Annotated in this window: 27 protein-coding genes; 12 read left to right on the forward strand and 15 right to left on the reverse strand. The window is 72.8% G+C overall.

Annotated elements, in window-relative coordinates; translation table 11 throughout:
• Positions 1-13: 13 nt before the first annotated feature.
• The 5 genes from ACH4K4_RS12890 to sodN form a co-directional block, all read right to left on the reverse strand.
• Complete coding sequence (locus tag ACH4K4_RS12890; protein WP_398166925.1) at positions 14-745, reverse strand: ANTAR domain-containing protein; 732 nt, start codon at positions 743-745, stop codon at positions 14-16.
• A gap of 23 nt (positions 746-768) precedes the next feature.
• A complete protein-coding gene (locus ACH4K4_RS12895; RefSeq protein WP_398166927.1) occupies positions 769-1,626 on the reverse strand; it encodes a GAF and ANTAR domain-containing protein in 858 nt (285 codons plus the stop codon).
• 28 nt (positions 1,627-1,654) lie between these two features.
• A complete protein-coding gene (locus tag ACH4K4_RS12900; protein WP_398166928.1) occupies positions 1,655-3,523 on the reverse strand; it encodes a CheR family methyltransferase in 1,869 nt (622 codons plus the stop codon).
• Complete coding sequence (locus ACH4K4_RS12905; RefSeq protein WP_398166930.1) at positions 3,523-4,122, reverse strand: chemotaxis protein CheB; 600 nt, start codon at positions 4,120-4,122, stop codon at positions 3,523-3,525. Before ACH4K4_RS12905 ends, ACH4K4_RS12900 begins: the two co-directional genes overlap by 1 nt.
• 152 nt (positions 4,123-4,274) lie before the next feature.
• On the reverse strand, positions 4,275-4,670 hold the full coding sequence (sodN, locus tag ACH4K4_RS12910) for a superoxide dismutase, Ni (protein ID WP_030017226.1): 396 nt from the start codon (positions 4,668-4,670) through the stop codon (positions 4,275-4,277).
• A 186-nt stretch (positions 4,671-4,856) separates the two neighbouring features.
• Here sodN and sodX point away from each other — a divergent pair, with 186 nt between their 5' ends.
• Positions 4,857-5,321, forward strand: a complete 465-nt coding sequence (sodX, locus tag ACH4K4_RS12915; RefSeq protein ID WP_398166932.1) for a nickel-type superoxide dismutase maturation protease — start codon at positions 4,857-4,859, stop codon at positions 5,319-5,321.
• Here sodX and ACH4K4_RS12920 read toward each other — a convergent pair.
• Positions 5,225-5,854: a CGNR zinc finger domain-containing protein gene (locus tag ACH4K4_RS12920; RefSeq protein ID WP_398166934.1), complete on the reverse strand. Its 630-nt coding sequence runs from the start codon at positions 5,852-5,854 to the stop codon at positions 5,225-5,227. The genes sodX and ACH4K4_RS12920 overlap by 97 nt on opposite strands.
• 80 nt (positions 5,855-5,934) lie before the next feature.
• Between ACH4K4_RS12920 and ACH4K4_RS12925 the strand changes: the two genes are divergently transcribed.
• Complete coding sequence (locus ACH4K4_RS12925) at positions 5,935-6,696, forward strand: class I SAM-dependent methyltransferase (protein WP_398166935.1); 762 nt, start codon at positions 5,935-5,937, stop codon at positions 6,694-6,696.
• Between the two features lie 113 nt (positions 6,697-6,809).
• On the opposite strand, the gene ACH4K4_RS12930 is transcribed toward ACH4K4_RS12925, so the two are convergent.
• From ACH4K4_RS12930 to ACH4K4_RS12940, 3 genes are all read right to left on the reverse strand, one after another.
• Positions 6,810-7,562, reverse strand: coding sequence for an amino acid ABC transporter ATP-binding protein (locus tag ACH4K4_RS12930; RefSeq protein ID WP_398167201.1), 753 nt, complete (start codon positions 7,560-7,562; stop codon positions 6,810-6,812).
• Positions 7,563-7,579: 17 nt separating this feature from the next.
• Entirely contained in the window at positions 7,580-8,527 is a 948-nt protein-coding gene (locus ACH4K4_RS12935) for an amino acid ABC transporter permease (RefSeq protein WP_398166936.1), read from the reverse strand.
• 83 nt (positions 8,528-8,610) lie between these two features.
• A complete protein-coding gene (locus ACH4K4_RS12940; protein WP_398166938.1) occupies positions 8,611-9,585 on the reverse strand; it encodes an ABC transporter substrate-binding protein in 975 nt (324 codons plus the stop codon).
• Positions 9,586-10,110: 525 nt separating this feature from the next.
• Between ACH4K4_RS12940 and ACH4K4_RS12945 the strand changes: the two genes are divergently transcribed.
• From ACH4K4_RS12945 to ACH4K4_RS12955, 3 genes are all read left to right on the forward strand, one after another.
• Complete coding sequence (locus tag ACH4K4_RS12945; protein ID WP_398166940.1) at positions 10,111-11,322, forward strand: NADP-dependent malic enzyme; 1,212 nt, start codon at positions 10,111-10,113, stop codon at positions 11,320-11,322.
• Positions 11,323-11,445: 123 nt separating this feature from the next.
• Positions 11,446-12,408, forward strand: coding sequence for a zinc-binding dehydrogenase (locus ACH4K4_RS12950; RefSeq protein ID WP_398166941.1), 963 nt, complete (start codon positions 11,446-11,448; stop codon positions 12,406-12,408).
• Positions 12,409-12,435: 27 nt separating this feature from the next.
• A complete protein-coding gene (locus tag ACH4K4_RS12955) occupies positions 12,436-13,080 on the forward strand; it encodes a HutD family protein (protein WP_398166942.1) in 645 nt (214 codons plus the stop codon).
• On the opposite strand, the gene ACH4K4_RS12960 is transcribed toward ACH4K4_RS12955, so the two are convergent.
• Positions 13,019-13,255 carry a hypothetical protein gene (locus ACH4K4_RS12960; protein ID WP_398166944.1) on the reverse strand — a complete coding sequence of 79 codons (237 nt, stop codon included), beginning with the start codon at positions 13,253-13,255 and terminating at the stop codon, positions 13,019-13,021. The genes ACH4K4_RS12955 and ACH4K4_RS12960 overlap by 62 nt on opposite strands.
• 154 nt (positions 13,256-13,409) lie before the next feature.
• Here ACH4K4_RS12960 and ACH4K4_RS12965 point away from each other — a divergent pair, with 154 nt between their 5' ends.
• On the forward strand, positions 13,410-14,168 hold the full coding sequence (locus tag ACH4K4_RS12965; protein ID WP_398166945.1) for a TetR/AcrR family transcriptional regulator: 759 nt from the start codon (positions 13,410-13,412) through the stop codon (positions 14,166-14,168).
• 41 nt (positions 14,169-14,209) lie between these two features.
• On the opposite strand, the gene ACH4K4_RS12970 is transcribed toward ACH4K4_RS12965, so the two are convergent.
• Positions 14,210-14,920, reverse strand: coding sequence for an antibiotic biosynthesis monooxygenase (locus ACH4K4_RS12970; protein WP_398166946.1), 711 nt, complete (start codon positions 14,918-14,920; stop codon positions 14,210-14,212).
• Positions 14,921-15,052: 132 nt separating this feature from the next.
• Between ACH4K4_RS12970 and ACH4K4_RS12975 the strand changes: the two genes are divergently transcribed.
• The gene (locus ACH4K4_RS12975) at positions 15,053-15,262 is read left to right on the forward strand and encodes a helix-turn-helix domain-containing protein (RefSeq protein ID WP_360141175.1); all 210 of its coding nucleotides are present in this window, start codon (positions 15,053-15,055) and stop codon (positions 15,260-15,262) included.
• A complete protein-coding gene (locus ACH4K4_RS12980) occupies positions 15,262-15,825 on the forward strand; it encodes a Clp protease N-terminal domain-containing protein (protein ID WP_398166947.1) in 564 nt (187 codons plus the stop codon). The genes ACH4K4_RS12975 and ACH4K4_RS12980 overlap by 1 nt, the downstream gene beginning before the upstream one ends.
• Before the next feature lie 49 nt (positions 15,826-15,874).
• Here the strand turns inward: ACH4K4_RS12980 and ACH4K4_RS12985 are convergent, their stop codons facing one another.
• The 4 genes from ACH4K4_RS12985 to ACH4K4_RS13000 all read right to left on the reverse strand — a co-directional run bounded on the left by ACH4K4_RS12985 (position 15,875) and on the right by ACH4K4_RS13000 (position 19,729).
• Positions 15,875-16,759 (reverse strand): hypothetical protein, encoded by an 885-nt coding sequence (locus tag ACH4K4_RS12985; RefSeq protein ID WP_398166949.1) that lies wholly within the window; start codon positions 16,757-16,759, stop codon positions 15,875-15,877.
• Positions 16,760-16,964: 205 nt separating this feature from the next.
• Complete coding sequence (locus ACH4K4_RS12990) at positions 16,965-18,131, reverse strand: helix-turn-helix transcriptional regulator (RefSeq protein WP_398166950.1); 1,167 nt, start codon at positions 18,129-18,131, stop codon at positions 16,965-16,967.
• Positions 18,132-18,135: 4 nt separating this feature from the next.
• A complete protein-coding gene (locus ACH4K4_RS12995) occupies positions 18,136-18,993 on the reverse strand; it encodes a DUF4097 family beta strand repeat-containing protein (RefSeq protein WP_398166951.1) in 858 nt (285 codons plus the stop codon).
• A gap of 559 nt (positions 18,994-19,552) precedes the next feature.
• Positions 19,553-19,729: a DUF6104 family protein gene (locus ACH4K4_RS13000; protein ID WP_360141378.1), complete on the reverse strand. Its 177-nt coding sequence runs from the start codon at positions 19,727-19,729 to the stop codon at positions 19,553-19,555.
• 167 nt (positions 19,730-19,896) lie between these two features.
• Between ACH4K4_RS13000 and ACH4K4_RS13005 the strand changes: the two genes are divergently transcribed.
• The 4 genes from ACH4K4_RS13005 (at position 19,897) to ACH4K4_RS13020 (ending at position 26,914) form a co-directional block, all read left to right on the forward strand.
• Positions 19,897-20,250, forward strand: coding sequence for a CU044_2847 family protein (locus tag ACH4K4_RS13005; RefSeq protein ID WP_398166952.1), 354 nt, complete (start codon positions 19,897-19,899; stop codon positions 20,248-20,250).
• Complete coding sequence (locus tag ACH4K4_RS13010; RefSeq protein WP_398166954.1) at positions 20,250-22,367, forward strand: trypsin-like peptidase domain-containing protein; 2,118 nt, start codon at positions 20,250-20,252, stop codon at positions 22,365-22,367. The genes ACH4K4_RS13005 and ACH4K4_RS13010 overlap by 1 nt, the downstream gene beginning before the upstream one ends.
• A 185-nt stretch (positions 22,368-22,552) precedes the next feature.
• Positions 22,553-23,608 carry an AAA family ATPase gene (locus ACH4K4_RS13015; RefSeq protein ID WP_398166956.1) on the forward strand — a complete coding sequence of 352 codons (1,056 nt, stop codon included), beginning with the start codon at positions 22,553-22,555 and terminating at the stop codon, positions 23,606-23,608.
• A 6-nt stretch (positions 23,609-23,614) separates the two neighbouring features.
• The gene (locus ACH4K4_RS13020; protein WP_398166957.1) at positions 23,615-26,914 is read left to right on the forward strand and encodes an SAV_2336 N-terminal domain-related protein; all 3,300 of its coding nucleotides are present in this window, start codon (positions 23,615-23,617) and stop codon (positions 26,912-26,914) included.
• Positions 26,915-26,946: the final 32 nt, after the last annotated feature.

Below are 26,946 nucleotides of genomic sequence, written 5' to 3' on the forward strand. Positions count from 1 at the left end.
CGGCCGCCCGGTCTCACTTCGTCGGACGCCGCGGGTCGAGGCGCCCCTCGACCACCTCGCGGGCCACCTCGGTCAGCAGGCGCTGGTGGGAGCGGGCATAGGTGCGCAGCACGGTGAAGGCGGCGTCGGGCGAGAGGGAGTGCCGGGCGGTCAGTGCTCCTTTGGCCTGCTCGATGACGACCCGGTTGGCCAGGGCGTGTTCCAACTGGGCGGCGAGGGCGCGGCCGGCCTCGACCTCGTGCTCGCGCACCAGGGTGACGGCGGCGAAGTCCGCCAGCGACTGGCCCAGCGCCATCAGGTCACCGGTCAGCTGGGGGTGGCGGCCGGCGAGCAGCACCAGGGCGCCGACCGGTCCCGAGTGGCTCCGTATGGGCAGGGCCGCGACATGGGTGCAGTCCAGGGCCAGAGCGCGCGGCGCGTAGCGCGGCCAGCGCTGCCGGGCCACCGAGCCGGCCAGGGCCGTACCGCGCAGCGCCGTACCGGAGCGGCGGCAGGCGGGGCCGGGGCCCTCGTCCCAGGCGGCGGAGTCCTGTTCGAGTCGGCGTACGCCCTCGTCGGAGCCCGCGACCTGTGGTGCGTCGCGGGAGGTGGGGAGGAAGGCGACCCCGGTGGCGCGGACGCCGAGCAGTTCCCTGCTGTGCCGGGTGAGCCGGGCCAGCAGGGTCGGCACACCGGGCGGCCCCGGTGCTCCGCCACCCGCCAGCTCCACGAAGACGGATGCGAGGTGATGCGGAGCGGTGGTCATGGATTGAGGCTCCCTCGGTGGGTTCAGCTGCCCTGGGCGAGTTTCAGCGTTCCGCCGAGGACCTGCCGGGCGATGGCGTCCGGTGACTGCCCGTCGGCGTAGGCGCGAGCTTTGATCATTGCCAGTGCGTCCTGCACCGGGCAGCCCGCCTGTACGGAGAGCATGCCGGCGGCCTGCTGGACACGGTCCCGGTGGTCGGCGCCGTCGTACAGTTCGGGATCGGCGTCGGGGCCGAGAAGCACGATACGGGTGAGGGCGTCGGCTATCACGGTGAGCGCACCGGAGTGGGCCAGCCCGCTGCCCGGGTCGAAGACCGCGAGGGCGCCGATGCAGTGGTCGTCGGCCTGTAGGGGCGCGGTGGCCACCGCACGGATGCCCAGGGCGGTCAGCGCGGGCCCGTAGGCGGGCCAGCGGCGCTCGATGACCTGGCCGGCGGCCGAGACCGGGCGGTGGCTGACCGACGCGTCGTGGGCGGGGCCCTCGCCCAGTACGAACTCCAGGTCCTGGGCCGCGCGGGACGTCTCGTCCGACGAGGCGACGGAGAGCTGGCCGTGGTCGGCGCCCATCAGGGTGAGCGCCGCGCTGGACGTTCCGCACGCCTCCGCGACACCGGTCATGAAGCGGGGCCTGCTCAGCTCCTCACCGCCCCATGCGGCCATCCGCTCGGCGTACGACTCCTGGAGGCGCGCGGAGGAGAGGTGGCACTCCGCGGTCCTGCGGTAGGCGTTGGCCAGGTCCGTGTGCAACTGCCCGCTGACCGAGGCCGCCAGGATTTCCTGCTGCTCGGCGCACGCGGCGGCGTGCTCGGCACGCTGCCGGGCCCTGACCGCACGCCGGCGGGCCAGCTCCGCCTGAACGTCCCTGCGTGAGCCCCAGACCATAGTCACCAGCGTACGCCTGAGGTCGTTCTCAGTCGCCGCTATCGGTGCGGTCGGCCTCCAACAGCAGGACGACGCCCCCGTTGTGCCGGTCGAACGGGGAGCACAGGACGTTGCAGGAGATGGGCCGGCCGATGCGGTTGACGGCCGAGATCCGCGAGGGAGCCGTGCGCTTGCCCGACTCCAGGCACTTCTCGACGGCCGGGCGCAGCATCTCGGTGGGCAGCCCGAAGTCCAGTGCGAAGAACGGCTCGTCGATCACCTCGTCGGGCCGCAGGCCCCACATGTCCATCGCGCCGCGGTTCCAGCTCTTGACCCTCAGTTCCTTGTCCAGGACCACGACGCCCGCGGCGATGGAGGTGACCACCCCTTCGAGGAAGGCGCGGGCCTGGTCCAGCTCCTCCGTGCGGGTGCGCATCTCCTCGTTCATCGTCTCCAGTTCCTCGTTGCCGGACTGGAGTTCCTCGTTGGTCGTCTCCAGTTCCTCGTTGGTCGACTGGAGTTCCTCGTTGGTGGTCTCCAGCTCCTCGATGCTCGACTGGAGCTCTTCGTTGGTGGTCTCCAGTTCCTCGTTGGTGGACTGGAGTTCCTCGTAGGCCGTCTCCAGGTCTTCGCGCACCCGCTTGTTCTCGGCCTTGAGCTGGGTGGCGACCGTGACGTCGGTGAAGGAGATGTTGGTGGCGGCCAGCAGGCCGTTGGCGCCCATCAGCGGCTGCACGAGGATGTCGAAGTACTGGGTCTCCTCGCCGACCCGCCGCTCCGCGCCGTTGACCCGCAGCGTGCGGCGCTCGTGGGTGGCCTGTTCGATCAGCGAGCGCAGCTCGACGGGGCGGTAGGAGATCTCCAGGTCCTGGAAGGGCCGGCCGATGTCGTTGGAGGTCAGGCCGAAGCGGGCGCGCGCCTGGCCGTTGATCAGTACGGCGGTGCCCTCCCCGTCGACCGCGATGGCCGGGGACGGCGCGGCGTCGAGGATCAGGTCGCGCAGCTGCCGGCTGCGGGCGGCGACGGTCGGCTTCTCGCCGCCCGCCCCCACCCGGACCTTCGCGGGTGCCGGGTGGTACGGCGGTCCCGCCTCGCCGGGGCGCCGCCGGAAGGCGCGCTGGCGCATGCTGAGCACTTCGAACCGGTCGGCGTCGTTGAGCAGCATCTCCGCCTTGCCCAGGAAGAGGAAGCCGCGCTCCCGCAGGGCGAAGTGGAACCGGTCGATGACCTGCCGCTGCGCCTCGACGTTGAAGTACATCAGGGCGTTGCGGCAGACCAGCAGGTCCAGCCGGGAGATCGGGGCGTCGCGGGTGATGTCGTGCCGGCCGAAGATCACCCGGCGGCGGAGGTCGGTGCGGAAGCCGAACCGGGTGCCGTCCTGCTCGAAATAGGTGTCGCGCAACTCGGGGGAGAGCGGCTCCAGCGCCTTCGCCGTGTACAGACCGGAACGGGCTTCGCGCAGCGCTTCCTCGTCCACGTCGGTGGCGTAGATCTTGACCCGGTTCAGTGCCTCGTCGACGCCCATCGCCTCGGCGAACATGATGGCCAGCGAGTAGGCCTCCTCGCCGCTGGAGCAGCCCGCGCTCCACACCCGGACCTCCTCGTCGGAGCCGGTGCCCGCGAGCAGCTCGGGCACCACCTCGCGCTGCAGGAACGTCCAGGCGTCCGGGTCGCGGAAGAAGGACGTCACGTTGATCAGAATCGTGTTGAACAGCGCGTCGAACTCATCGGCATTCGTCTCCAGACGGTCCTGGTAGTCCGCGTAGGTGTCGGCTTCGACGTCGGACATCCGCTTGCGGATGCGGCGGCCCAGCGACGAGCGCTTGTAACCGGTGAAGTCGAATCCGCGGGCGTCCCGCAGGAAACCGAGCAGCTCCTCCAGTTCTTCGTCCGCCTCGACGTCCCGAGCTTCACCCATTACTGCCTCTTGGTCTCGACAAGACCGCGGATGACCGCGGCGATCTCTTCCAGGGGCAGCACGAAGTCCACCGAACCCGTACCCACCGCTGCCTCTGGCATTCCCTTGAATTCAGCCGTACGGGGATCCTCTGAGATCACCGTGCCGCCGCGCGACTTGATGGCACCCACGCCCATGGCGCCGTCGCTGCCGGTCCCGGTCAGCACACAGCCGATCGCCTGCGCCCCGTAGGCTCCGGCGACCGACTCGAAGAGCAGGTCGGCGGAGGGACGCAGGAAGTGGGCCCGTCCGCTCCCGGAGAGCGTCAGGGTACCCCCGGGGCCCGCCAGGAGGTGCCGGTCGGGGGGTGCGATGTACACGGTGCCCGGCCTGGCCCGCTCGTCGGCCTCGGCGAGCTTGACCCGCAGGGCGGTGCGCCGGGCGAGCACCTCGGCGATGAGCGTGCGGTGCCGTGGGGCGAGGTGCTGGACCACCAGGACCGGAACCGGCAGATGCGCTCCGAGGGCTTCGAGGACCGAGGCCAGGGCCGTGATGCCGCCCGCGGACGAAGCGACGGCCACGATGTCGTGGTGGTCCGCTGCGCAGCGGTCTGTCGTCACCCTCCGACCCTACCGAAACCCGGGCTCACCGGCGGCTGCGCGGACGGGCCGAGGCGTGGGAAAGCGGCCGGGCGAGTGGTGTGCACCCTCGCCCGGCCGCTCCGTTGCGCTGTCTCTCCTCGCGCGAGCGGACCAGCCCGCCCGCGGAAGGGTCAGCCCTGCTTGGTCTCCCAGAAGATCTTGTCGATCTGGGCGATGTAGTCCAGGGCCTTCTGGCCGGTCGCCGGGTCGTTGGAACCCTTGGCGGCGCTCAGCGCCTTCAGGGTGTCGTTGACCAGCTGGTGCAGCTCCGGGTACTTCTCGAAGTGCGGGGGCTTGAAGTAGTCGCTCCACAGCACCGAGACGTGGTGCTTGGCCAGCTCCGCGCGCTGTTCCTTGATGAGGACCGCGCGGGTACGGAAGTCGGCGTCCTCGTTGGCCTGGTACTTCTCCTGGACGGCCTTGACCGATTCGGCCTCGATGCGGGCCTGGGCCGGGTCGTAGACACCGCAGGGCAGGTCGCAGTGTGCGCTGACCTTCACCTTGGGGGCGAACAGGCGGGAAAGCATGTTCAGTCCTTCCTCGTGATCGTCTTCTCAGGTGCGAGATTACTCGCTACGGGAAGCCTTTTCTCGGGTGCCCCGGGGGTATTAGGGCAAAAGGCCGGTGCACGGCTCGGTCTGATGGAGGATGGGACCGGAGCGGGTGCGACCGGGCCGTGGACGAGGCCGGGCCCGGACCGGGAGGTGTGGCGGATGCCGGAGCGGGTGGAAGAACGCGGACCGGAGCAGGGGGAGGAGCACGGGCGGGAGCGCGCGGGGCTGCTGCGGGCCTTCGGCCTCGCCGAGGTCTACAACCCGTCGATGGTGCCGACGCTGCGGCCCGGCGACCAGCTGGTGGTCCAGTACGGAGCGGTGGTACGGCCGGGTGACGTCGTCGTCCTGCGCCACCCCTTCCGGCAGGACCTGCTGATCGTCAAGCGGGCCGTCGAGCGGCGGGACGGCGGCTGGTGGGTCCAGGGGGACAACCCGTTCGTCGAGAACGACAGCCGGGAGTTCGGCACGGTGCCCGACGAGCTGGTGGTCGCCCGTGCCTGGGTGCGGGTGCGGCCGCCGCGCGGGATTCAGCGCTCGCTGTCCGGCGTGGTGTCCTGGGCGGTCTCCGCGGTGCGGCCGGTGCGGCCGGTCCGCTCGCTGTCCAGGCGCTTGCGGGCCCGGTAGGCGGCGACGTTGGCGCGGGTCGCGCAGCGGTCCGAGCAGTAGCGCCGGGAGCGGTTGGTCGAGGTGTCGAGGTAGGCGTTGCGGCACGGGCGTGCCTGGCAGATGCCGAGCCGTTCGACGCCCAGCTCGGTGAGCTGGATGGCCAGGCCCATGGAGGCGGTGGCGGTGTAGCCGGCGGTGGCGTTGGCGGCGTGGTCGGCGATGTGCATGTGCCACTTGGGGCGCCCGTCCTCGTCGCGGAACTCGTGGCCGGAGACCTGCGGGCTGACCGGGAACTCCATCATGAGCGCGTTGAGCAGGTCCACCGCCCGTACCTCGTCGCCCTCGTCCGCCGCCTCGAAGACGGCGCGCAGCCGGGCGCGCACCGCGCGCAGCCGTGTCACGTCGCTCTCGGTCGCCCTGCGGGCCATCTGCTGGGCGACGCCGAACAGCTCGCGCACGGCCTCGACCGAGGTGAGGGTGTCGCCGCCGCGCTCGGGCTGCTCGGTGTTGACCAGGCGAACGGCATAGTCCGAGTAATAGGCCAGTTCCACTTGTAGTCCTTACGGGCGCGGTCTAGGGTTGCGTAATAGGTGTTGTTGCTAAGAGGGTATTACGGCCTGGAGGTAACGGTATGACCGAGACTGTCGTCGGCGCTGACTGGCAGGGTTGGCAGGACAGTTGGGACCGCCAGCAGGAGTGGTACATGCCGGACCGCGAGGAACGGTTCCGCGTGATGCTGGACATGGTCGAGGCGCTGGTCGGCACCGAGCCGCGGGTGCTGGACCTCGCCTGCGGCACAGGCAGCATCTCCGACCGGCTGCTCAAGCGCTTTCCCAAGGCCGAGAGCGTGGGTGTGGATCTCGACCCCGCGTTGCTGGCCATCGCCGAAGGGTACTTCGAGGGCGACGGGCGGGTCACGTTCGTCCGCGCGGACCTCAAGGACCCGGCGTGGACCGACGCCCTGCCCCACGGCTCGTACGACGCCGTGCTCACCGCCACCGCCCTGCACTGGATACACACCGGCCCGCTGCGCGGTCTGTACGGGCAGCTCGGCTCCCTGGTCCGGGACGGCGGCGTCTTCATGAACGCCGACCACATGCCCGAGGGGGGCACCCCGCGCATCGACGCCGCGGAGCGGGCCCTGCGGCACGCGCGGCAGGACGCGGCCAAGGAGGCGGGCGCGCTCGACTGGCGCACCTGGTGGGAGCGGGCCGCCGCCGACCCGCTGCTCGCCGCGCCGACCGCCGAGCGCTTCGAGATCTACGGAGAGCACGCCGAGGGCGACACCCCTTCGGTGACGTGGCACTGCGAGGTGCTGCGCGAGTCCGGGTTCGCCGAGGCGCGTGCGGTGTGGCGCTCGCCGTCGGACGCGCTGGTCCTCGGGCTGAAGTAGCCCCGTGCCCGGCCCGGCGGACGGGCCGCACACGTGACGGGCGGTACGTACCGGGCGCCGTTCGCGCCCGTACGTACCGCCCGTCACGTCCGTCATCTCCGTTCCGGGCGGTGTCAGAGCACCTTGGACAGGAACGACTTGGTGCGCTCGTGCTGCGGCTTGCCGAGCACGTCGCGCGGGTGCCCGGACTCGACGACCACCCCGTCGTCCATGAAGACCAGGGAGTCGCCGACCTCCCGCGCGAAGCCCATCTCGTGCGTGACGACGACCATCGTCATACCGTCCGCCGCCAGGCCCTTCATCACGTCCAGCACGTCGCCGACCAGCTCCGGGTCGAGCGCCGAGGTCGGCTCGTCGAAGAGCATCAGCTTCGGCTCCATGGCCAGCGCGCGGGCGATCGCGACGCGCTGCTGCTGGCCGCCGGAGAGCTGCGAGGGGTAGTTGCCCGCCTTGCCCGCCAGGCCCACCCGGTCCAGCAGCTTGCCGGCGCGCTCCCGGGCGGTCGCCTTGGACTCGCCCTTGACCTGGACCGGCGCCTCCATGATGTTCTCCAGCGCCGTCATGTGCGGGAAGAGGTTGAAGCGCTGGAAGACCATGCCGATGTCCCGGCGGCGCGCGGCGACCTCGCGGTCGCGCAGCTCGTACAGCTTGCCGTTGGCCTCCCGGTAGCCGACCAGCTCGCCGTCGACCGACAGCCGGCCGGCGTTGATCTTCTCCAGGTGGTTGATGCAGCGCAGGAACGTCGACTTGCCGGAGCCGGACGGGCCGATCAGGCAGAACACTTCACGGGGCGCGACCTCCAGGTCGATGCCCTTGAGGACGTGGGCGGCGCCGAAGGACTTGTGGACGCCCTCGGCCTTGACCATGGGGGTGGACTTGCTGGTCATGCGGCACCTCCGGCCGACGAACGGTTGGCGCCGCCGGACAGCCGGGCCCGTACCCGCTGGATCGGGGTGGGCGGCAGCTGGCGGCTGGCGCCGCGGGCGTAGTGACGCTCAAGGTAGTACTGGCCGATGCTGAGCACCGTGGTCGCGATCAGGTACCAGGCCGCGGCGAGGATGAGCATCTCGACGACGGGGCCGGCGTCGCGGCCCACGTTCTGCGCCGACTGCAGCAGGTCGTAGTACTGCACGGCGATGACCAGCGAGGAGGTCTTGAGCATGTTGATGACCTCGTTGCCGGTCGGCGGCACGATCACCCGCATCGCCTGCGGCACGATGATCCGGCGCAGCGTCTTGCCGTGGCTCATGCCCAGCGCGTGCGCCGCCTCCGTCTGGCCCTCGTCGACGGCGAGCAGACCGCCGCGGCAGATCTCCGCCATGTACGCGGCCTCGTTGAGCCCGAGGCCCAGCAGCGCGCACAGGAACGGGGTCATGAAGTCCGACCACTCGTCCTTGTAGATCGGCATGATGTCGATGTACTGGAAGACCAGGCCCAGGTTGAACCAGAGGAACAGCTGGACGTAGACCGGCGTACCGCGGAAGAACCAGACGTAGAACCACGCGACCGTCGAGGTCACCGGGTTCTTCGACTGCCGCATCACGGCCAGGACCACGCCCAGCACGATGCCGATGACCATCGACAGCACCGTGATGATCAGAGTGTTGCGCAGGCCCCGCAGGATGTCCGCGTTGAACAGGTACTCGGGTATCGCGCCCCAGTTGACCTTGCCGGTGGCGAAGGCCCGGACGAGCAGGGCGAGCAGCGCGAGAACGACCAGCGCCGCGACCCAGCGCCCGTAATGGCGGACGGGTATGGCCTTGATCGGCTCGGGCGCGGGCGGCGGGGCGTCCGCCGGCGGCTGGGCCGCCTTGTCGACGTCAACTGACACGGGTGTTGCCTTTCAGCGTTCGGCGGGAGGGACGGGCCGTGCGCGGGCTGGGCGGCACGCGGCCGGGCGGGGCTCGGGCGCGCTCAGCTGCCGCCGTTGAGCTTGACTTCCTTGACCGCGGCGTCGGTGACGTTCCACTTCTTGAGCACCTCGGCGTAGCTGCCCTTCTTCACGATGGCCTCCATGGCCGCCTTGAGGGCGTCGCGCAGCCGCGTCCTGTCCTTGGGCACCGCGATGCCGTACGGGGCGGCCTTGACCGGCGCGCCGCCGACCAGCTGGAAGTCGTTGCCGCCACCGGAGGTCTTGACGGCGTACGCCGCGACCGGGTAGTCGCTGGAGACCGCGTCCACGCCTCCGGTGCGCAGCCGCGTCTGCGCCTCGGTGTCGTTGTCGAACGCCTCGATGGAGATCGCGTCCGTGCCGGCCTCCTCGCACTTCTTGGACTGGTCCTTGGCCAGGTCGTGCGAGACGGTGCCGCGCTGCACCGCGATCTTCTTGCCGCACAGGGCTTCCCAGCCGTCGATGCCCTGGGTCTTGCCCTTCTGCGTGTAGATCGAGACGCCGACGTCGAGGTAGTCGATGAAGTCGACGCCGTCGCTGACCTTCTTGCCGGTGGCGCTGTCCACGCCCTGCTGGCGGGCCTTGGTGTCGGTCATCGCCGACATGGCGATGTCGTAGCGCTTGGACTTCATGCCGCCCATGAGCGTGTCGAAGGTGGCGTTGTTGAAGTTGAGCTTGACGCCCAGCTCCTTGCCCATCGCCGCGGCGAGGTCCGGGTCGATGCCGGTGACCTCGCCGTTGGTGCGGAACTCCACCGGCTTGTACGTGATGTCCGAGCCGACCTGGATCATCGCCTTGTCCTGGATGTCCTTGGGCAGCAGCTTGTACAGCGGCGCGTCGGGGTTGCGGTTCTTGGCCGCCTCGCGCTTGGCGACGGCCGCGTCGGTCTGGTCGCCGCAGGCGGTGAGCAGCAGCAGCGAGGCCGCGACCGCGGTCGCGGCGGCCACGGCTGAACGAGTCCTGCCGGCGGCCGGGCGACGGGTGGGGCTTGCGGTCATGCTGATCCTCCTGCGGATGAGAAAGAAGCCGACTGGCAGGGGCCGGGCACACACCTTCGGGCGTCGCGACCTCGTTTGGTGACGGAATCTTGCCATCCGGACACCGCTATCCGGACTGCCCTACAGGTCAAAATCGGATAACGGACGTGGACGAGGGCGTGCATGCCAGACGCCCCTTGGGTGTCGCGAGCCCGCTCGCAGCCGGTCCGGCAGCGGCCACCGGCCCGCGTCTCGAAGTACGGACAACCAGCAGGGCACTTCCGCCGTTTGGCGCCGTACGCCGCTATTGTCTGATTTATCGACCGGGGGTAACGAATCCGACTCGTCGGGGCCCGCGCCCGTCCGGTAGAAAGGTTCGTTACACCCCTCATCCGGGGCTCAGGGCGCGTGTGCGGCGCGCCCGGCGTCCGTACCTCCCCCTGCGGGACGGCCATCCGTCGCGCAGGGCACGGTCGCGGTGCCCGCCCACCCCTTAACCAGGGAGTGGTCACCCTCAACTGATAGACGAACAAAGGGGTTGGATCAGTGACAGCCAAGACCGCTCATTCCCCCAGCGGCGGCAGCACGGAAACGGACCGGGACGGCCAGGACCCTGCCTTCCTCCTGCACCGCGGCGGCAAGATGGCCATCCAGTCGACGGTGCCGGTGCGCGACCGTGAGGACCTCTCCCTCGCCTACACGCCCGGCGTCGCCAAGGTGTGCAGCGCGATCGCCGAAGAGCCCGAGCTGGTGCACGACTACACCTGGAAGTCCCAGGTCGTGGCCGTCGTCACGGACGGCACCGCGGTGCTCGGGCTCGGCGACATCGGCGCCGAGGCGTCCCTGCCCGTGATGGAGGGCAAGGCCATCCTCTTCAAGCAGTTCGGCGGCGTGGACGCGGTGCCGATCGCGCTCGGCACGACCGACGCCGACGAGATCGTCGACACCGTCGTGCGGATGGCGCCGTCCTTCGGCGGCATCAACCTGGAGGACATCTCGGCGCCCCGCTGCTTCGAGATCGAGCGCAAGCTCCAGGAGCGCCTGGACATCCCGGTCTTCCACGACGACCAGCACGGCACCGCGGTGGTCACGCTGGCCGCCCTGCGCAACGCCGCCCAGCTGACGAACCGTTCGCTCGGACAGCTGCGCGCCGTCATCTCCGGCGCCGGCGCGGCCGGCGTCGCCATCGCCAAGATCCTCGTCGAGGCGGGCATCGGCGATGTCGCGGTGTGCGACCGCAAGGGCATCGTCACCGCCGACCGCGACGAGCACCTGACCGACGTCAAGCGCGAACTGGCCTCCTTCACCAACAAGGCCAACCTCTCCGGCTCGTTGGAGTCGGCGCTGGACGGCGCGGACGTCTTCATCGGCGTCTCCGGCGGCACGGTGCCCGAGGAAGCGGTCTCGAAGATGGCCAAGGACGCGCTGATCTTCGCGATGGCGAACCCGAACCCGGAGATCCACCCGGACGTCGCGCACAAGTACGCGGCCGTGGTCGCCACCGGCCGCAGCGACTACCCGAACCAGATCAACAACGTGCTGGCGTTCCCCGGCATCTTCGCCGGCGCCCTCCAGGTGCGCGCGTCCCGTATCACCGAAGGCATGAAGCTGGCCGCCGCCGAGGCGCTGGCCTCCGTCGTCGCCGACGACCTGAGCGCCGACTGCGTCATCCCGTCGCCGTTCGACGAGCGGGTCGCCCCGGCGGTGACCTCGGCCGTCGCGGCCGCCGCCCGCGCCGAGGGCGTCGCCCGCCGCTGAGCCGGACACGCGCCACCGGAAGGGTCCCGCCGCCGTGCGGGGCCCTTCCGCCGTTCTCCGGCGCGGCGCGCGTCACACCGCGGCGTGGTACCGCCGGGACCCCGGGCGCCCTACGTTGGGATCATGTTTGCTGCCTACGCCGCCCGCATCGACCGCGACCAGCCGCTGAACGGCCTCGAACTGGGCGAGCGCCCGGCCCCCGAGGCGCGCCCCGGCTGGACGACCGTCAACGTCAAGGCCGCCTCCCTCAACCACCACGACCTGTGGTCGCTGCGCGGCGTGGGGCTGGGCGAGGAGGCCCTGCCCATGATCCTCGGCTGTGACGCGGCCGGTACCGACCAGGACGGCAACGAGGTCGTCCTGCACTCGGTCATCGGCCAGAGCGGGCACGGCGTCGGCCCCGACGAGCCGCGCTCCATCCTCACCGAGCGCTACCAGGGCACCTTCGCCGAGCAGGTCACCGTCCCCGCCTGGAACGTGCTGCCCAAGCCGAAGGAGCTGTCCTTCGCCGAGGCCGCCTGCCTGCCGACGGCCTGGCTGACCGCGTACCGCATGCTGTTCACCAACGCCGGGGTACGGCCCGGGGACAGCGTCCTCGTGCAGGGCGCCGGCGGCGGCGTGGCCACCGCGGCGATCGTGCTGGGCGCGGCGGCGGGCCTGCGGGTCTACGCCACCAGCCGCAGCGAGGACAAGCGCAAGCGCGCCGTCGAGCTGGGGGCCGAGGCCGCCGTGCCCACCGGCGAGCGGCTGCCGCGGCGGGTGGACGCCGTCATCGAGACGGTCGGCGCCGCCACCTGGTCGCACTCGCTGAAGTCCCTCAGGCCCGGCGGCACGCTCGTCATCTCGGGCGCGACCACCGGCTTCAACCCCGAGCGGACGGAACTGAACCGGATCTTCTTCCTGGAGCTGAAGGTCGTCGGCTCGACCATGGGCAGCAAGGACGAGCTGGCCTCGCTGCTGAACTTCTGCGCGGCGAAGGGCGTGCGGCCCGTCATCGACACGACGCTGCCGCTGGACCGGGCGCGCGAGGGCTTCGGGAAGCTGGCCGAGGGCGAGATGTTCGGCAAGGTCGTCCTGACGGTCTGAGGCGCGGGGGTACGGGAAGGGGCGCACGTGCGGGTGCTGCGCGCGGCCGGCCGTACGGCGTCGGCCTGGAGCAACGGCGGCGGGGTGACGCGGGAGATCGCCGCCGCGCCGCCCGGCGCGGGCTGGGACGCCTTCGACTGGCGGGTGAGCCTGGCCGAGGTGGGCCGGGACGGCCCGTACTCCGCCCTGCCGGGGGTGGACCGCATTCTGACCGTGGCCGACGGCGCCGGGCTGGAGCTGACCGTCGGCGGCACCCGCCACGAACTGCCCGCCTGCTACCGCCCGTTCGCCTTCCCCGGCGACGCCGCGACCGAGTGCAGGCTGCTCGACGGCCCGGTGGTCAACTTCAACGTGATGCTGCGGCGCGGGCGTTCGGTGGCGACGGTGGAGATGGCGCGCGGCGAGTACGCGTACGCGGCGCAGCCGCCGCCCGCACCGAAGGCGCCCGGCGAGCGACGGTCGAGGCTGGTCGTCGCACTGTCCGGCCCCGCGGCCCTGGACGCGGAGGGGCCGGGGCTCGGATCCCCGCTGCCGCTGGAGCGCTACGACGCGGTCCTGCTGCCGGGCGCCGCGGGATTCACGCTCCGTACGGACGGTGCCGCCGCCGTCGTCACCCTGACGCGAGCGCCTTCTTACGGCCCTTGTCCAGGACGCCGAGCAGGAGGACGGTGACCACGGTCACCGCGCCCGACGCGACGTAGTTCCAGGGCGCGTCGAGGTAGTTGGCGGCCCGCATGACGGTGCCGTCGTCGTCGCTGACGATGCGGTAGAGGATGGCCGCCGGCCCCTCCCAGAAGCCCGCGACGAGCACCAGGACGGACAGCAGCCGGTACCAGCCTTCATTCATGGGTCGCCTCCGTGTTCCGTGCCGACATGGCTACGTGCCGACATGACTCCGTGTTGCGGATACGACTGTATCAATCAACCGCGCTGTTTGTCTTGACGTGACTAGCCTTAGTCTGATATTCGTCACGATTCCAGCGAGGCGATACCCTGTACCCATGCGTGACGAAAAGGCGACCGGGTGCCGGGTCTGCGGTGCCGCGCTGCCCGCGGCGACCCGTGGGCGGCCCCCCGCGTACTGCTCGCGGAGCTGCCAGGCGAAGGCGTACCGGCAGCGCAGGAAGGACCGGGCGGCCGAGCCTGCCGCGGAGGCCGCGGACGTTCCCGGGCGGCGGCCGGGTGGTGCGCGGGAGCGGCGGCAGCGGGAGGTCGCCGAGGCCGTCTGGCGGATCGCGGCCGGCCGCGGCCTGGAATCCGCGAGCATGCGGGAGGTCGCGGCCGAGGCCGGAGTGTCGCTCCGCGTCGTCCAGTACCACTTCGGCAGCAAACACCGCCTGCTCGTCGAGGCGCTGCGGATGCTCCACGAGGAGAACGACCGCCGCGCCCGCGCCCGGATGGCCGGGCTGCCGGACCCCGGCGACCCGCGCGCCGTGCTGCGGGCCGTACTGATCGAGTTCCTGCCGCTGGACGGGCAACGGGCCATGGCGCTGCGGGTGTTCACCGCGTACTTCGTGCGCAGCCTGACCGACCCCGAGATGGCCGGGGTCTTCCTGCACGGCGAGCAGGCCGTGGAGTCGCTGGTCGCCACCCTGATCCGCGAGGGCGGTGCCGCACGGCCCGGTACCGACCCCCGGCGCGAGGCGGACCTGCTGGTGTCCGGCGTCACCGGGCTGGGCCTGGACGTGCTCTACGGGCGCCGCGCGATGGCCGAGGTCGAGGACGTCATCGACTACCACCTGGACCGGATCTTCTCCTGACCGGGCGCGGCGCGAGGCCGGGCGCGGCGCGGGCCGGGCGCTCAGGGGGCGGGCACGTTCACCAGGCTCCGGTGCAGGCGGTAGTGCCCCACGCCGGTGCGTCCCGGCAGGGCGGGTACGGCAGGGGCGTCCGTGACGCCCGGGACGGACGAGACGGCCGCGTGCAGGCGCGCCGCCGTGCCGTTGGCGGCGAACTCCTGCCAGGCGGCGGTGTCCTCCCACTGGGCGAAGTTGACGACGCGGCTGCCGTCCTTGGAGAGGTGGAAGTGGGCCCCGAGCAGCCCGGGGACCTGCTCCTCCTCCAGTGAGGCGATGACGGCATCGGCCAGCGCGCGCTGGGCCGCCGGACCGGTGGTCGCGAAGGCGGGGGTGACCAGCAGCCCGGGGCGTCGAACCGGGGCCCCCTGGGATGCGTAACTGCGATACCGCGTGTACCGGACGAGCCCTGGCCGCTGAATTCCGGGAATCGACTCGTCGATACGGCCGATGGTCGCGGGCCGCCGGTGGCGTACCCATTCCCGGTGCGCGTCGTCGTCCGTCCACTGCGCGTAGTTCAGGACGTGGCTGCCGTCCGCGCTCAGAAACGCGCTGAGGGCGAGCATCGCGTCGGGGCGCGGCTGTCCCTCCCACGCGTCGAGTACGGCGTCGGCGGCGCGGCGCTGGAGATCCGGCGCGGGCACGATCCAGGCGCTGACGAGAACGGTGCCGGCGTCCGGGCGCCGCATGGCGGGGTGTGCGGGCGTGTTGGGCATGGGGCTTCCTCGCTGCTCGGGGGCGTTCCGCTGCGGGAAGCCTGCAAGATCAAGCGCACTTGAGGTCAAGGCCGGGAAGTCCACGCGTCAACTTTCATTGACACGATCCGCGTGTCAACCTAAATTGACATCATGAGCGAAGCAACGAACCTCGCCGAGCGGGCGGGCGACCGGGACCCCCGGATCGGGCTGCGTGCCGTCGCCGCGCTCCGCCGGCTCTTGGAGCAACTGGAAGCCGTACAGGTGCGCAGCGCCCGCGCGAAGGGCTGGTCGTGGCAGGAGATCGCCGCCGAGCTGGGTGTCAGCAGGCAGGCGGTCCACAAGAAGCACGGGAGGCGTTGATGTTCGAAAGGTTCACGGCGAGTGCGCGCGACGTGGTGCGAGGCGCCCCCGCCTACGCGAGCGGGGCGGGGCCCGGCGGGGTCGGCGAGGGGGAGCTGCTGCTCGCCCTGCTGGACGGCACCGGGTCCCCGGGCGCCGAGGCGCTCGGCGCCCTCGGAGTGCGCGAGCGCCGGGCATCCGTGGAGCACGCGCTCGACGAGGCGCGCAGGCGGGGCGGCATGTCGTCCGTCGAGGCGGAGGCGCTGGCCGGGCTCGGCATCGACGTGGCGGAGGTCGTCTCGCGGGTGGAGCGGGAGCACGGCGCCGGCGCGCTGTCCACCGCCTCCGGCCCGGCCAAACGGCGCGGGCGCTCGCTCCGCAGCCCGTTCGGGCCGGAAGCCAAGTCCGTACTGGAACGCTCGCTGCGCGTCGCGCTCGGCCGCGGCGACAAGTACATCGGCGACGAGCACCTGCTGCTCGCCATGGTGACCGGGCCGGGGCTCGCCGCGGCCGTACTGGCCGAGCACGGTGTCACGCACGCCGACGTCGTACGCGCCTTGGAGCGGCCGGCGGCGGCGAGCTGAGACGGGGCGGCGGCGGGCCCGAGCGGAACGCGGCCCGCCGTCGCGGGCCCTACGGGTACGCGACCTGCACCGCGCCGATTCCCAACGTCCCCTGGCGCGGCAGCAGCTGCGCCTCCATGATCGCCGCCAGCAGCGGGTTCAGCAGCTGGCCGAGCCGCTCGGCACGGGACCGGCCCAGCGCCCGCCACGGCCCCGCGGCCAGCCGGTCCGTCATCCGCTCGACCTCGTCCCGGCCCTCGCGGGCCAGCTCCGTGGGGCGGCCGGACGGATCGATCCAGCCGCGCGCGGCCAGCCGGTCGTGCGCGGCGCTCCACTCCTGCGAAGTCCAGCCACGGCTCTTGAAATTGGCCTTCGGCGCGGCCCCGATCGCAGCGAACGACACCAGCGCCTCGCACGGTTCGAGATCGTACGTCAGCAGCGACGCCACATGGCCGTCCCCGCGGTGCTCGCGCAGCACCGTGATGGCGTGCCAGAGCGCCAGGTGCGGCGCGTCGGGCCACGGCAGGTCGCGGTTGGCGGCGGCCAGCGGGCGGGCCGCGACGGAGGCGTTCTCGGCGGCCTGGCGGGCCAGTTGGGCGGCTTCGGCGATCCGGGCGGCGGACACCCGGCCGGCTCTCATCAGGCCCGTCATTATGCGGTCCACCGCCTGCAGCCGCGCGTCCAGCACCTTGCCCGGCGCGGCCGTCGACCAGACCGACGGCACGTACCGGGCGATCATCCGCGGGCTGAAACTGTAGAAGGTCGCGGCCACCAGCTCCGGGCCTGCCGCGCCGAGCGGCGCCGTCCGCCAGGCGAAGTAGCTGGGCCAACGCGTGTCGGTCTCGTAGCCGAGGGCCGCCGCCTCCTCGAACGCCTCGGGTGCGAAGTACACGACGGCGTGGACGGGCTCCAGTTGGCGCCACATCCGGCGGGCCACGGCAGGGTATTCCGACATCGCTTACCTCTTGGCCTTCAAGATCCGTGCAGACAGGGAGAGTTGACTGTAAAGGCGGACACGGCCGTAGGTCTGCGATTTTCTCGCGGCAGATCCCGTCGTCGGGCAAAAAGCCGTGCGAGGGTCTGAGTTCCCCGATTACGGCGGGTGAATCCAGGCCCTCGCAGACAACTGTGCGTAACCGCCGCGCGGTACGCCGAAGAGGTCAGTCGCGCGGCTCCCGCCGGGCCGCATATGCCTCCGGGTCACGCAGCAGGGCTCCGACGTGCGCAGCAGTCGTGGCCAGACGGTGGCGTACGTCCTTCAACTGCTCGTCCGTGACGCCGTGGTCACGGGCCGCGTCCCGCAGGTCGTCGCGGAACCGGTCCAGCAGCCGGTCGAAGTCGCGGGCCGGCTCCCCGGACCCGGGCTCGGACGCCCATGCCGGCTCGGTCGGCGCACGGTCGGCAGCCGCCGTACGCGCCGCTCCCGCGCCGTCCCCCCGGCCGTCCGCGCCGGGCTCCGCCGCGGCGTCCCCCTTGGTGAAGTCCACGCGCTCGCCCGCCGCCCCGGACTCCCCGGCCGCGCCGCCGGAGCGGCCCGCGTCCGCCTCCCGGCCCTCCGCCGCGTCCGGCACGCCCGCGAACCGGCCCACCTCACGCGAGACCTCGGACAGCGCCTCGCGCAGCGCGCCCGCCCAGTCCCCGGTGCGTACATGCTCCTGGGCCTGTTCCTGTACGCGCTTGATGGCCTCCTGGACCTCCTCGCGCACGAACAGCCGCGCCTCCCGGGCCTGCTTGCGGGCCCGCTGGGCATCCTGCTTGGCCCGCCGGCTCTCCTCCTTGGCCCGCCGCGCCTGCTCCTTCCACTCCTCCTTGGCGCGCCGGAACTCGTCCTTCGCCTGCCGCCACGCGTCCTTGTCGCCGAAGCGGCCCTCGAAGTAGTCCGCCGCGTCCGGAAAACCGTGCTCCTCGCGGTCGTCCCCCTTGCCGCCGCGCCGCGCCTCGCGCGCCTCCTGGGCCGCCTCGCGCATCTCGCGGCGCAGATCACGGGCCGAACCGCGCACGTCCTCCCGGATGTCGGAAGCCAGCGCCGCCACCGACTCGCGGATCTCCATCTCCAGATCCGCCAGCTCACCCCCGCGGTCGGCCAGCTCGTCGCGGCCCGCCCCGGTGATCGAGTAGACCTTGCGGCCGCCCTCGGTCGTATGGGTCACCAGCCCCTCGGCCTCCAGCTTGGCCAGCCGGGGGTAGACCGTGCCGGCGGACGGCGCGTACAGGCCCTGGAAGCGCTCCTCCAGAAGCCGGATGATCTCGTAACCGTGCCGCGGTGCCTCGTCCAGCAGCTTCAGGAGGTAGAGGCGGAGACGGCCGTGGGCGAAGACGGGGGCCATGGCTTCAGAGCACCTTCTTGTCGGTGGGGGAGTTCCGGTCGCCGGACGACGGACGGCGCAACAGGGCCAGGCCACCGGAGACCGTGGTGACCTTCAGCGAGCCGCTGCCCGTACCGAGCCGGCCGGTGATCCGCTTGGCCCCCCACTGGCCGCTCACCCGCAGATCGTCGAAGGCGTTGGCGACCGTACCGCTCGTGGTGTTCGCGTCGACCTCGGTGTCACCCGGCGCCGGCAGCCGGATGGCGACCTCGCCGGAGACCGTCACGAGACTGATGTCCGCCCCCTCGGCGGCCGGATCGAGGTCCAGCACCATGTCCCCGCTCACCGACTCCGCCCTGACGGAACCGCCGGAACCGTCGATGAGCGTCAGGTCCCCGGAGACGGAATGGAAACGCAGATCCCCCGTGACGGCCTGGCCCTCCACCCGGCCGGACACCGTCTCCGCCCGTACCGGGCCGGTCAGCCGGACCAGGGTGCTGTCGCCGGTGACGCCGCGCAGGTCCGTACGCCCGGAAATGCCGGAAATCACGGCGCTCGCCCCGACCGTACCGACCTCGACGCGGGTCCCCGCGGGCACGGTGACCGAGACGACCGCGCTGCGTTGCCATCCCTTGCGTTCGAGGAACTTCAGGAACCCCTTCCAGGGCAGGTCCTCGTACGTGACGGTCAGCGTGCCGGCGTCCTGCCGGACGGTCAGCGGCGGACCGGACAGCTCGCCGATCTCCACGCGGGGGCGGCTGCCGTCCATCGTGCCGACGACGTTGACGGTGCCGCCGACGGTGCGCACTTGCAGTGCGGTGACCGGGCCCTCGATGTCCAGCGTGCGGGGGTCGGAGACCGACCACTCGGTCCGGGGTGACATGTCCTGGCCTCCCTAACGCGGCATATCGTGTCTCCGGTAACACGATATATCGCGGGGCGGCGAAGTCAAGTGCGCGTTGCTGCGCTTGGCGTGGGGTTTTGCGCTGCGCGCGGCGTTTGCGCTGTCGCGCGGGGGTGCGCTGGTTTCGTTGGGGGTCGGGGCCGCGTAGGGGGGTGACTCCTCACCGCACTCGCGGACGCCATGTCTTGAAAAGTGAACCTGGTGTGGCGAGCTGTCGGCTGCGGGGACACCCCCCTACACGTCCCCTCCGGCCGGTTTTGCGCCCCCGCGCGAGTGGGGGGAGGGAAAGATGCCAGCAGCGCAGCAACCAGGGGGCCTCGGCCACGATGGCGGGATAGCCGCTATCCGGGCCCGGGGCCGGGGACACGCAGGGGGCTCCCCGCAGCCGACAGCTCGCTCCTGCCAGGTTCAGCGTTCAAGACATGGTTCTCGCGAGTGCGGTGAGGAGTGCCCCCTGCGGGGCCCCGGCCCCCCACCCACCGGGCCTAATGCGCGAAACGCGCGCCAGCGCAAAACGCGCGCCAGCGCGAGACGCGGGCTATTCCTCGTCGTCGTCCAGCCGCGCCAGCCACGTGGCCAGGCGTTCCACCGGGACCTCGAAGTCCGGGTTCAGGTCGACGAAGGTGCGCAGCTGTTCGGCCACCCAGCCGAGGGTGACCTCCTCCTCGCCGCGTCGGCTCTCCAGTTCCTCGATACCGCGATCCGTGAAATACACGCGCTCTCCACCAGGGTTCTTCGGGACGTACCCGGCCAGGATAGGCAGGCGCCCGACCCCCTCGCGTCACTCGCACCCTGGGGATAACCTGATCACCTGTCAGAGGACGTCATGACCACGGCCCTGTAGCAGTGTGCGTTGCCGCTCAGGGGGAGCAGGAGGCCGTGATGCGCGATCGCGCACATCTCATCGAGCTGCCCGACGGGACGGCGGTCTGGGCCCGGGTGTCCCGGCTGGACGTGGCCGGTGAGCCGGACGGGGAATTCGACGACGTGGGGGCCTGGGAGACGCTCGGCGCCCGGGTGGAGGGGCTGCGTGAGCTGGTCGGCGGGGTCGCCGCGAGTCTGCGGGAGGCGACCGAGCGGGTGGCGCCGGACGAGACCAGTGTGAGCTTCGGGGTGGAGGTGTCGGCGAAGCCGGGCCGCGCCGTGGCGCTGCTCGCGGACGGTGAGGCGAAGGCGAACCTGTCGGTGACGCTCACCTGGCGCCGCAAGGAGGCGCCGGGCGATTCGGGTGCGTGATGGCGGCCCCGGAGGGCGGTCACGGGCGTGGTGAGGGGCGGGCGGACCGCGAGAAGTACGGGCGTCTCCTGGGGCACGCCGGGCGCGCCACCGTCGCCGTCTGCCCGCCACCGGGTGCGAGCGCGCACCCGGCGCAGCTGTGGGGCAGTGGTGTCTTCGTCGCCCCGGGGTGGGTGCTGACCTGTGCCCACGTGCTCGCCGCCGGTGACGGCCGGCGGCGCCCCACGGGGCCGGGCGGGGAGGTCGGCGTGGCGTTCGACGGCCGGGTGGTGGCCGCGCGCCTGGAGTACGACCTGAGCCGTCCGGCGCCCGTACGCCCGTCCGGCGAGGACGAGGGGCCGGGGCCCGACGACGCCGGGCCCGGCGCGGAGCCGGAGCCGGGGCCCCGCGTCGACCTGGCGCTGCTGCGGCTGCTCGATCCGGGGGTCGTGCACCCGTGTGCCTGGCTGAGCGACCAGCCGGCGGCGCTTCTGGAGGACGCGTTCATCTTCCGGGGGCACGACCAGGCGGCCGTCGATCCGTTCATCGCGGTCCGGTTCGGTGCCCGCGACGCCCGCGGCCTGCAGTTCGGCAGTGACGTGCGGGTGACTCCGGGGGCGTCCGGCGGTCCGCTGCTGGACTGCGACCGGGGCGAGGTCGTCGGGATCGTCAAGGGCAGTCACCGCGAGGATCTGGTGGGTCTCGCGGTGCCCGTCACCGAGCTGCGCCGGCTGGCGCCGCACCATCTCGTGCCGGGTGCCGCGGGGCTCGGCGAGGACCCGTACCACGCGCTGATGTGCGGGCACGACCGCTGGCACTGGGCGGGCCAGGACCTCGGGGGTCCGGGCGAGCCCACCTGGTTCGACGCCCAGCACGCGATCATGTCGGGGCGCGGCCGCCTGTGGGGCGTGCAGGAGCGGCTCCAGGCGCTCGACCTGCTGGCGTCGCTGCCCGCGCCCCGTGACCCGCTGGTGGTGGGCGCGGCGGTCGCGGAGGCGCTGGGCAGGGCGGATCCGGCGGGCCGTACCGGCCGCGCCGGGCCGTGGACGCTGCGTACCTGGCGGGACGGGCACGGCGCGCTGTACCAGGGGAGCGACCCGTACACGGAGCTGTGCGCCTTCGTGCACTACCTGCGCATCGTCGCGCAGCGCACGGCCGACGAGGCGCGCGGCGTGCCGGGGGACGAGGGCGCCGAGGCGCGCGCGGCGGCGGAGCGGCTGGCGCTGTTCGTGACGGCCAAGGCGGTGGTGCTGCTGCCCAGAGACCGCGAGCGGATCGGCCCGGTGCGGCGGCGCCCGGACGCGGTCCTGGTGGAGTTCGAGCCGCTGTACTACGACGACGCCGGCGGGCGGCAGCTGTTCAACTGGTCGGTCAGCGAGGGGTACGGGCAGGGTCAGTGGCAGCGCGTCGAGGTCCAGGAGGCGCACGGCGGGATGACCTTCGAGCAGGCCCGTGACCAGGTGTTGCAGCGGCTCGGCCCGCGGCTGTTGCGGGCCGACGACGCGGCGGGCGGCGTACGGGTGCGCCTGGAGGTGGCGGTGCCGGAGGAGCGCTGGCACACGCCGGCGGACCGCTGGCGGGTGCCGGCCTCGACCCGCCGTACGGCGCGTTTGCGGCCGTTGGGCCCGGCGCGTGCGGTGGTGCTGCGCGACCAGGGGCGCCGCCAGGAGGTGGACCCGGCCTGGCTGCGCCGCTGGGAGGGCCTGGCCGCGGCCGGGCGGCTGACCGCGCTGCGGGTGCCGGCCGGGGTCCGGGCCTCGGCGTCGGGACTGTCGCGGCTGCTGGAGGAGGCGGACGAGGGGGCGGTGCCGGCGCTGTGCCGTTCGGTGGCGGAAGGGGTGGGGCAGGAGGCGGTCGGCTGGACCCTGGACACCGGCCACCCGGTCGCACTGTGGGTCGCGGAGGGGCACGGCGCGCGTGACTGCGACCGGGCGTGTGACGAGTTCCACCGTGAGGTGCGGCAGTTGCTCGGCGCGCCGAAGGCGGTCGCCGAGATTCCCGAACTGGTCCGTGAGCTGCGGGCGAAGGCCGCGGAGGGGGGCGCCTCCTGGGCCCGCGACCTGGTGCTGCTGTACGACGACCCGGGCAACCCGATCCCCCAACTGTTCGCCCAGGGGGCGCAATTGTCACCTTCGTGACGCCCCCCGAGACCGGAAAACGCCCCGTATGCTTCCGTCCGGCTGGCTACTGTCCTAGCGTCGTGAGAGATTGCTAGAGGGCGGGTTCGGGGAGGACGGGAGAAGCGGGTACCCACGCTTCCCCGGGTTCTTCCGCGGTCTTTCGCCCCCTGCCCGACGGCCGGCTGGCGACGAGGAGTTCCGACGTGAGCGACTGGCTCATCTACCGTGGCGCAGGGGCTCCGCACGACGGCATCGAGCAGTTACCACCACCGCCGCCCTGGCGGGATTTCGACGGTGGTCCGCTCGTGGCGCCGCCCGCAGCCCTGGACCACGCCTCCGAGCGCAGGCTCGGCGTGCAGCGCCGCGAGGCGAGCTACCACCGGCCGGGCGAGACGGAGCGCGAGCTGGTCAACGCGGCGCTCTACCTGCGCCGCCCCCTGCTGGTGACGGGCGCGCCGGGCAGCGGCAAGTCCACCCTGGCGCACTCGGTCGCGTACGAACTGGGTCTCGGGCGGGTGCTGAACTGGTCGATCGTCAGCCGCAGTTCGCTGCGCGACGGGCTGTACGAATACGACGCCATCGGCCGCCTCCAGGACCTCCAGGTCGAGCGCGCGGCCCGGTCGCAGCCTGAGCCTGGACCGGCGGACGGCCCCCCGCAGGAGCAGGAGCCGGGCGGTGGCATCGGGCGCTACATCCGCCTCGGCCCGCTCGGCACGGCTCTGTTGCCGGCCGCCAAGCCGCGCGTCCTGCTCGTCGACGAGCTGGACAAGAGCGACATCGACCTGCCGAACGACCTGCTCAACGTGCTGGAGGAAGGGGAGTTCCGGATTCCGGAGCTGGAGCGGCTGGCCGGATCCGCTCCCGAGGTGCCGGTGCTCAGCGACGACGGCAGCCAGGTCACCGTGCGGGACGGCCGGGTGCGCTGCCGCGCCTTCCCCTTCATCGTGCTGACCAGCAACGGCGAGCGGGACTTCCCCGCGCCGCTGCTGCGCCGCTGTATCCACCTGAACATACCGACGCCCGACAAGGAGCGCCTCGCGGACATGGTCAGGGCGCACTTCGGCGAGAGCGCGGCGGCCGATTACGAGTCGGTGATCGACCGCTTCCTGGACCGTGAGCCCGGCGACGTACGCGCCGTGGACCAGCTGTTCAACGCGATCCACCTGACGCAGAAGGCCGGCTGGGCGGACGAGGACGAGGAGGAGACGCGGCGGCGCCTGACGGCCGAACTGCTGCGGCCTCTGGATCGGACCAGGTGAGCCGCGGTGCCGGCCGGCGAACCGGGCTTCGGCCCCCTCGGTGAGATCGTCGCGCGGCTGCGCGCGGCCGGTCTGCCCGCCGACGCCCGCGCCATGGCGGACGCGCTGTGGCTGGCCCGGTGGATCACCCCGGAGGCGCCCGGGGGCGGGCAGCCGCCCGCCGACGAGCCCGGCAGGCCCGGCGCGCACAGGCCAAAACCGGCCACGTTCTCCGTCGACCCCCGCGGCCGGGAGCCGGCCCCCGACGCCCCGTCCCGTACGGAGCCCGCCGCGCGCGACCGCCCCCGCCGCGCGGAGGTGGAGCTGCTGCCGGCCCAGGACGACCGCGCCCTCGCCCCCGGCCAGGGGCGGCTCGGCGAGGTCGGCATCCCCGTCGCCTCCGCCTTTCCCGGACTGCTGCCGCTGCAACGCGCCCTGCGGCCGGTGCAGCGTTACCACCCGCCCGTCGCCCCGGCCCGCCGGGAACTGGACGAGGCCGCCACCGCCGACCTCTCCGCACACGCCGAAATGATCATCCCGGTGCTGCGCGGCGTCCGCCGCCGCGCGGCCGGCATGCGCCTGCTGATGGACGGCTCCTCCTCGATGGCCGTATGGGAGCAGATGCTGCACGACCTGCGGCAGGTCTGCGAAAGGGTGGGGGCGTTCCGCGACGTGACGGTGCACTGGCTCCACCCGTACGGCGACGAGGTCGGCGTCGCGGCGGGGCCGGGGCGGGACGCCCCGCTGCGCCCGGCCGACCAGCTGCACGACCCCACGGGCCACCACCTCACCCTCGTCGTCAGCGACTGCGCGGGACCCCTCTGGCGCGACGGGCGCATCCAGCGGCTGCTCTACCGCTGGGTGGCCGACGCGCCCCTGGCGGTCGTGCAGCCCCTGCCGCAGCGCATGTGGTCGCGCACCCTGCTCCCCGCCCTCGCCGGCACTCTCGTACGCCGCCAGGGGCCGTACCGCGCCCTGGACTTCAAGCCCGCCAGGAGCCGCCGCCGCACCCCGTCCGCGACCGGACGCGGGTACGGGCAGGACCGCGAGCGTGCCGTACCGGTGCTCTCGGCGGCGCCCGCCGCCCTCGGCTCCTGGGCCAGGCTGGCCGCGGCCGAATCCGGCCTCTCGCTGCGCGGCGCCGCCGCCGTCGTACGCCGCGACCACGGCCTGGGCGCGGACCTCACGCGCCGCCACGAGCTGCCGGAACCGGCCCGGCTGGTACGCGAGTTCGAGCAGGCCGCCTCGCCCGACGCCCGCCACCTGGCCGTCCACCTGTCGGCCGTACCGCTCGCGCTGCCCGTCATCCAGCTCGTGCAGCGCGCCATGCTGCCCCAGACCGGCCCGGCCGAGCTGGCGGAGGTGCTGCTCAGCGGCCTGGTCGAGCAGCTCACCGACCCGGCGGTGCCGGCCGGGCGCGAGGCCGGCGGCCCCTGGTACGAATTCGCGCCCGGCGTGCGCGACGAACTGCTGAGCCGCCTGAGTGCCGGCGAGGCCGCCCTCGTCCTCAAACACTGCTCCCTCTACATCGAGCGCACCTTCGGCCGCAGCGCCCGCAACTTCCCCGCCGTGGCGGTCGCCATGCTCTCCGGCAGCGGCCGGGAGCCGGCGACCGGGCAGCGGGCCGTGCCCGAGCCGTTCGCGCGGGTCTCCGAGCGGGTGCTGCGCCGCTTCGAACCGGCCCTCAGGACGCCCGCACAGCCGGCGTACGCGCCCGACGGGCCCGCCGCCGAGGGCGCCGCCCTGCTGGCGCGCTACGAAAGCGGCGGCATGGTGAGGGACTTGATCGAAGCCGTACGGCTGCTGCGCGCCGCGACGCAGCAGCTGCCCGCCGCGGGCACCGACCTCGCCCGCGCCCTGCTGCACGGCTGGGCGAAGTGGCGGCAGCCGGACGCACTGGAGGAGGCGGAGCGGGCGGTAGGGGCGGCGGCGGAGGCCGTCGGCGAGGACCCGGCACAGCCGCCGGACGGGGACGGCGAGGCGCGCGTCAGGGCCCTGATCGTGCTCGCCAGGGTCCGCTACGCGAGCGCGCAGGAACGCGGCGCAGCGGGGTACCCGGACGGCGAGCGAGGCGCGCTGGAGGACGCCGCGCGCCAGCTGCAGGCCGCCTGCGGGCTGATGAGCCTGCTGGACCCCCGCGTATTGGAGAGCATGGTGCTGCGTACCGAAGTGCTGCGGCGGCTCGCCGCGCTGCCCTCGGCCGCCGTGTCCGGGCACGGGCGCGCCGGCGACCCGCTCGGCGAGGCCGAGGAAGCCCTGACCACCCTCCTCGAACAGTGGCCCAGCGGCGAACAGGTGCCCGGCGAGATCTACGCCGCGCGCGGCGGCGTCCTGCTGGACCAGGCGCACCGCGCCGCCGGCCGCGACGGCGCCGACGCGCCCACCGGAGCGCTCGCCCTGCGTGCCACCGCCGACCTGGACACCGCCACGGTCCTGCTGCGCCGCCGGGGCAGCTCCGCCGACCGCAAGGTGTGCGAGACGCTGCTGGAACTGGCGCAGGCCCGCAGCCTGCTCGGCGGCGCCCACGGCCCGCCCGCCGTCCTGCCCGTCCTGGAGCGCGCCCGCGCGCTCGCCCGCGAACTGGACGACCCGAACCTGGAGGCGGAGTCCCTGGCCCGTACGGCGACCGCGCACCGCGCCCTGCACACCCGCACCGGCGACGTCCACGCGCTGGACGCGGCGATCGACGCGCTGGCCGCCGCGCTCCGGCTGACCGCCCCCGACTCGCCCGAGCACAGCTCCCTGCTCGCCGAGCGCGGCGCGGCCCTGCTGCTGCGGGCCCGGCTGGAGCCCCCGGGCGAGCCGGGGAAGCGGCTGGCCAACGAGGCGGTGCACGTGCTGCGCGAGGCGCTCGCCCGGGTCGCCCCGCACGATCCCGCGTTGGGCTCCCACCGGCTGCTGTTCGGGCGCGCCCTGCGGCTGCGCCACGACCGGCAGCCCTCGCTGGCCGACCTGCACGAGGCCGACTGGGTGCTGGAGCTGGCCGCGCGCAGCTCGGAGGACCCGGTCGTGTGCGCGGAGGCGTGGCTGGAGGTCGGCGACGTCCAGCTGGCTCTGGACCGGCGCTTCGGCTCCCGGGAGCGGCACGACCGCGCCGCCGCGAGCTACCGCAGGGCGGCGGCCGACGCCGAGCGGGCGGGCAGCCCCCTGCTGGCGGCGCGCGCCCACCACCGCAGGGCCGGGGTCCTGGAGGACACGGCGGGGCCGCAGGCGGCGCTGCCGGTGTACCGGGAGAGCTGGGAGCAGTGGCAGCGCGCGTCCGAGGAGAGCGGCCCGGAGGCCCGGCGCACGAGGGAGCGGATGCGCGCCCTGGAACCGTCCGAATGACCGGCTGACCCGGCCGGTCCGGGGGTTTCCGT

It is taken from the genome of Streptomyces sp. NPDC017529 (assembly GCF_044329785.1).
Taxonomy (GTDB): domain Bacteria; phylum Actinomycetota; class Actinomycetes; order Streptomycetales; family Streptomycetaceae; genus Streptomyces.

Coding starts and splice junctions, on each gene's coding strand:
- ACH4K4_RS12990 (WP_398166950.1), bottom strand. CDS start 18,131: ATGGCCCCCGTCTTCGCCCACGGCCGTCTCCGCCTCTACCTCCTGAAG.
- ACH4K4_RS12890 (WP_398166925.1), bottom strand. CDS start 745: ATGACCACCGCTCCGCATCACCTCGCATCCGTCTTCGTGGAGCTGGCG.
- ACH4K4_RS12940 (WP_398166938.1), bottom strand. CDS start 9,585: ATGACCGCAAGCCCCACCCGTCGCCCGGCCGCCGGCAGGACTCGTTCA.
- ACH4K4_RS12895 (WP_398166927.1), bottom strand. CDS start 1,626: ATGGTCTGGGGCTCACGCAGGGACGTTCAGGCGGAGCTGGCCCGCCGG.
- ACH4K4_RS12950 (WP_398166941.1), top strand. CDS start 11,446: ATGTTTGCTGCCTACGCCGCCCGCATCGACCGCGACCAGCCGCTGAAC.
- sodX (WP_398166932.1), top strand. CDS start 4,857: ATGCCGGAGCGGGTGGAAGAACGCGGACCGGAGCAGGGGGAGGAGCAC.
- ACH4K4_RS13010 (WP_398166954.1), top strand. CDS start 20,250: ATGGCGGCCCCGGAGGGCGGTCACGGGCGTGGTGAGGGGCGGGCGGAC.
- ACH4K4_RS12900 (WP_398166928.1), bottom strand. CDS start 3,523: ATGGGTGAAGCTCGGGACGTCGAGGCGGACGAAGAACTGGAGGAGCTG.
- ACH4K4_RS12965 (WP_398166945.1), top strand. CDS start 13,410: ATGCGTGACGAAAAGGCGACCGGGTGCCGGGTCTGCGGTGCCGCGCTG.
- ACH4K4_RS12985 (WP_398166949.1), bottom strand. CDS start 16,759: ATGTCGGAATACCCTGCCGTGGCCCGCCGGATGTGGCGCCAACTGGAG.
- ACH4K4_RS13005 (WP_398166952.1), top strand. CDS start 19,897: ATGCGCGATCGCGCACATCTCATCGAGCTGCCCGACGGGACGGCGGTC.
- ACH4K4_RS12970 (WP_398166946.1), bottom strand. CDS start 14,920: ATGCCCAACACGCCCGCACACCCCGCCATGCGGCGCCCGGACGCCGGC.
- ACH4K4_RS12930 (WP_398167201.1), bottom strand. CDS start 7,562: ATGGTCAAGGCCGAGGGCGTCCACAAGTCCTTCGGCGCCGCCCACGTC.
- ACH4K4_RS12960 (WP_398166944.1), bottom strand. CDS start 13,255: ATGAATGAAGGCTGGTACCGGCTGCTGTCCGTCCTGGTGCTCGTCGCG.
- ACH4K4_RS12980 (WP_398166947.1), top strand. CDS start 15,262: ATGTTCGAAAGGTTCACGGCGAGTGCGCGCGACGTGGTGCGAGGCGCC.
- ACH4K4_RS12975 (WP_360141175.1), top strand. CDS start 15,053: ATGAGCGAAGCAACGAACCTCGCCGAGCGGGCGGGCGACCGGGACCCC.
- ACH4K4_RS12995 (WP_398166951.1), bottom strand. CDS start 18,993: ATGTCACCCCGGACCGAGTGGTCGGTCTCCGACCCCCGCACGCTGGAC.
- ACH4K4_RS12925 (WP_398166935.1), top strand. CDS start 5,935: ATGACCGAGACTGTCGTCGGCGCTGACTGGCAGGGTTGGCAGGACAGT.
- sodN (WP_030017226.1), bottom strand. CDS start 4,670: ATGCTTTCCCGCCTGTTCGCCCCCAAGGTGAAGGTCAGCGCACACTGC.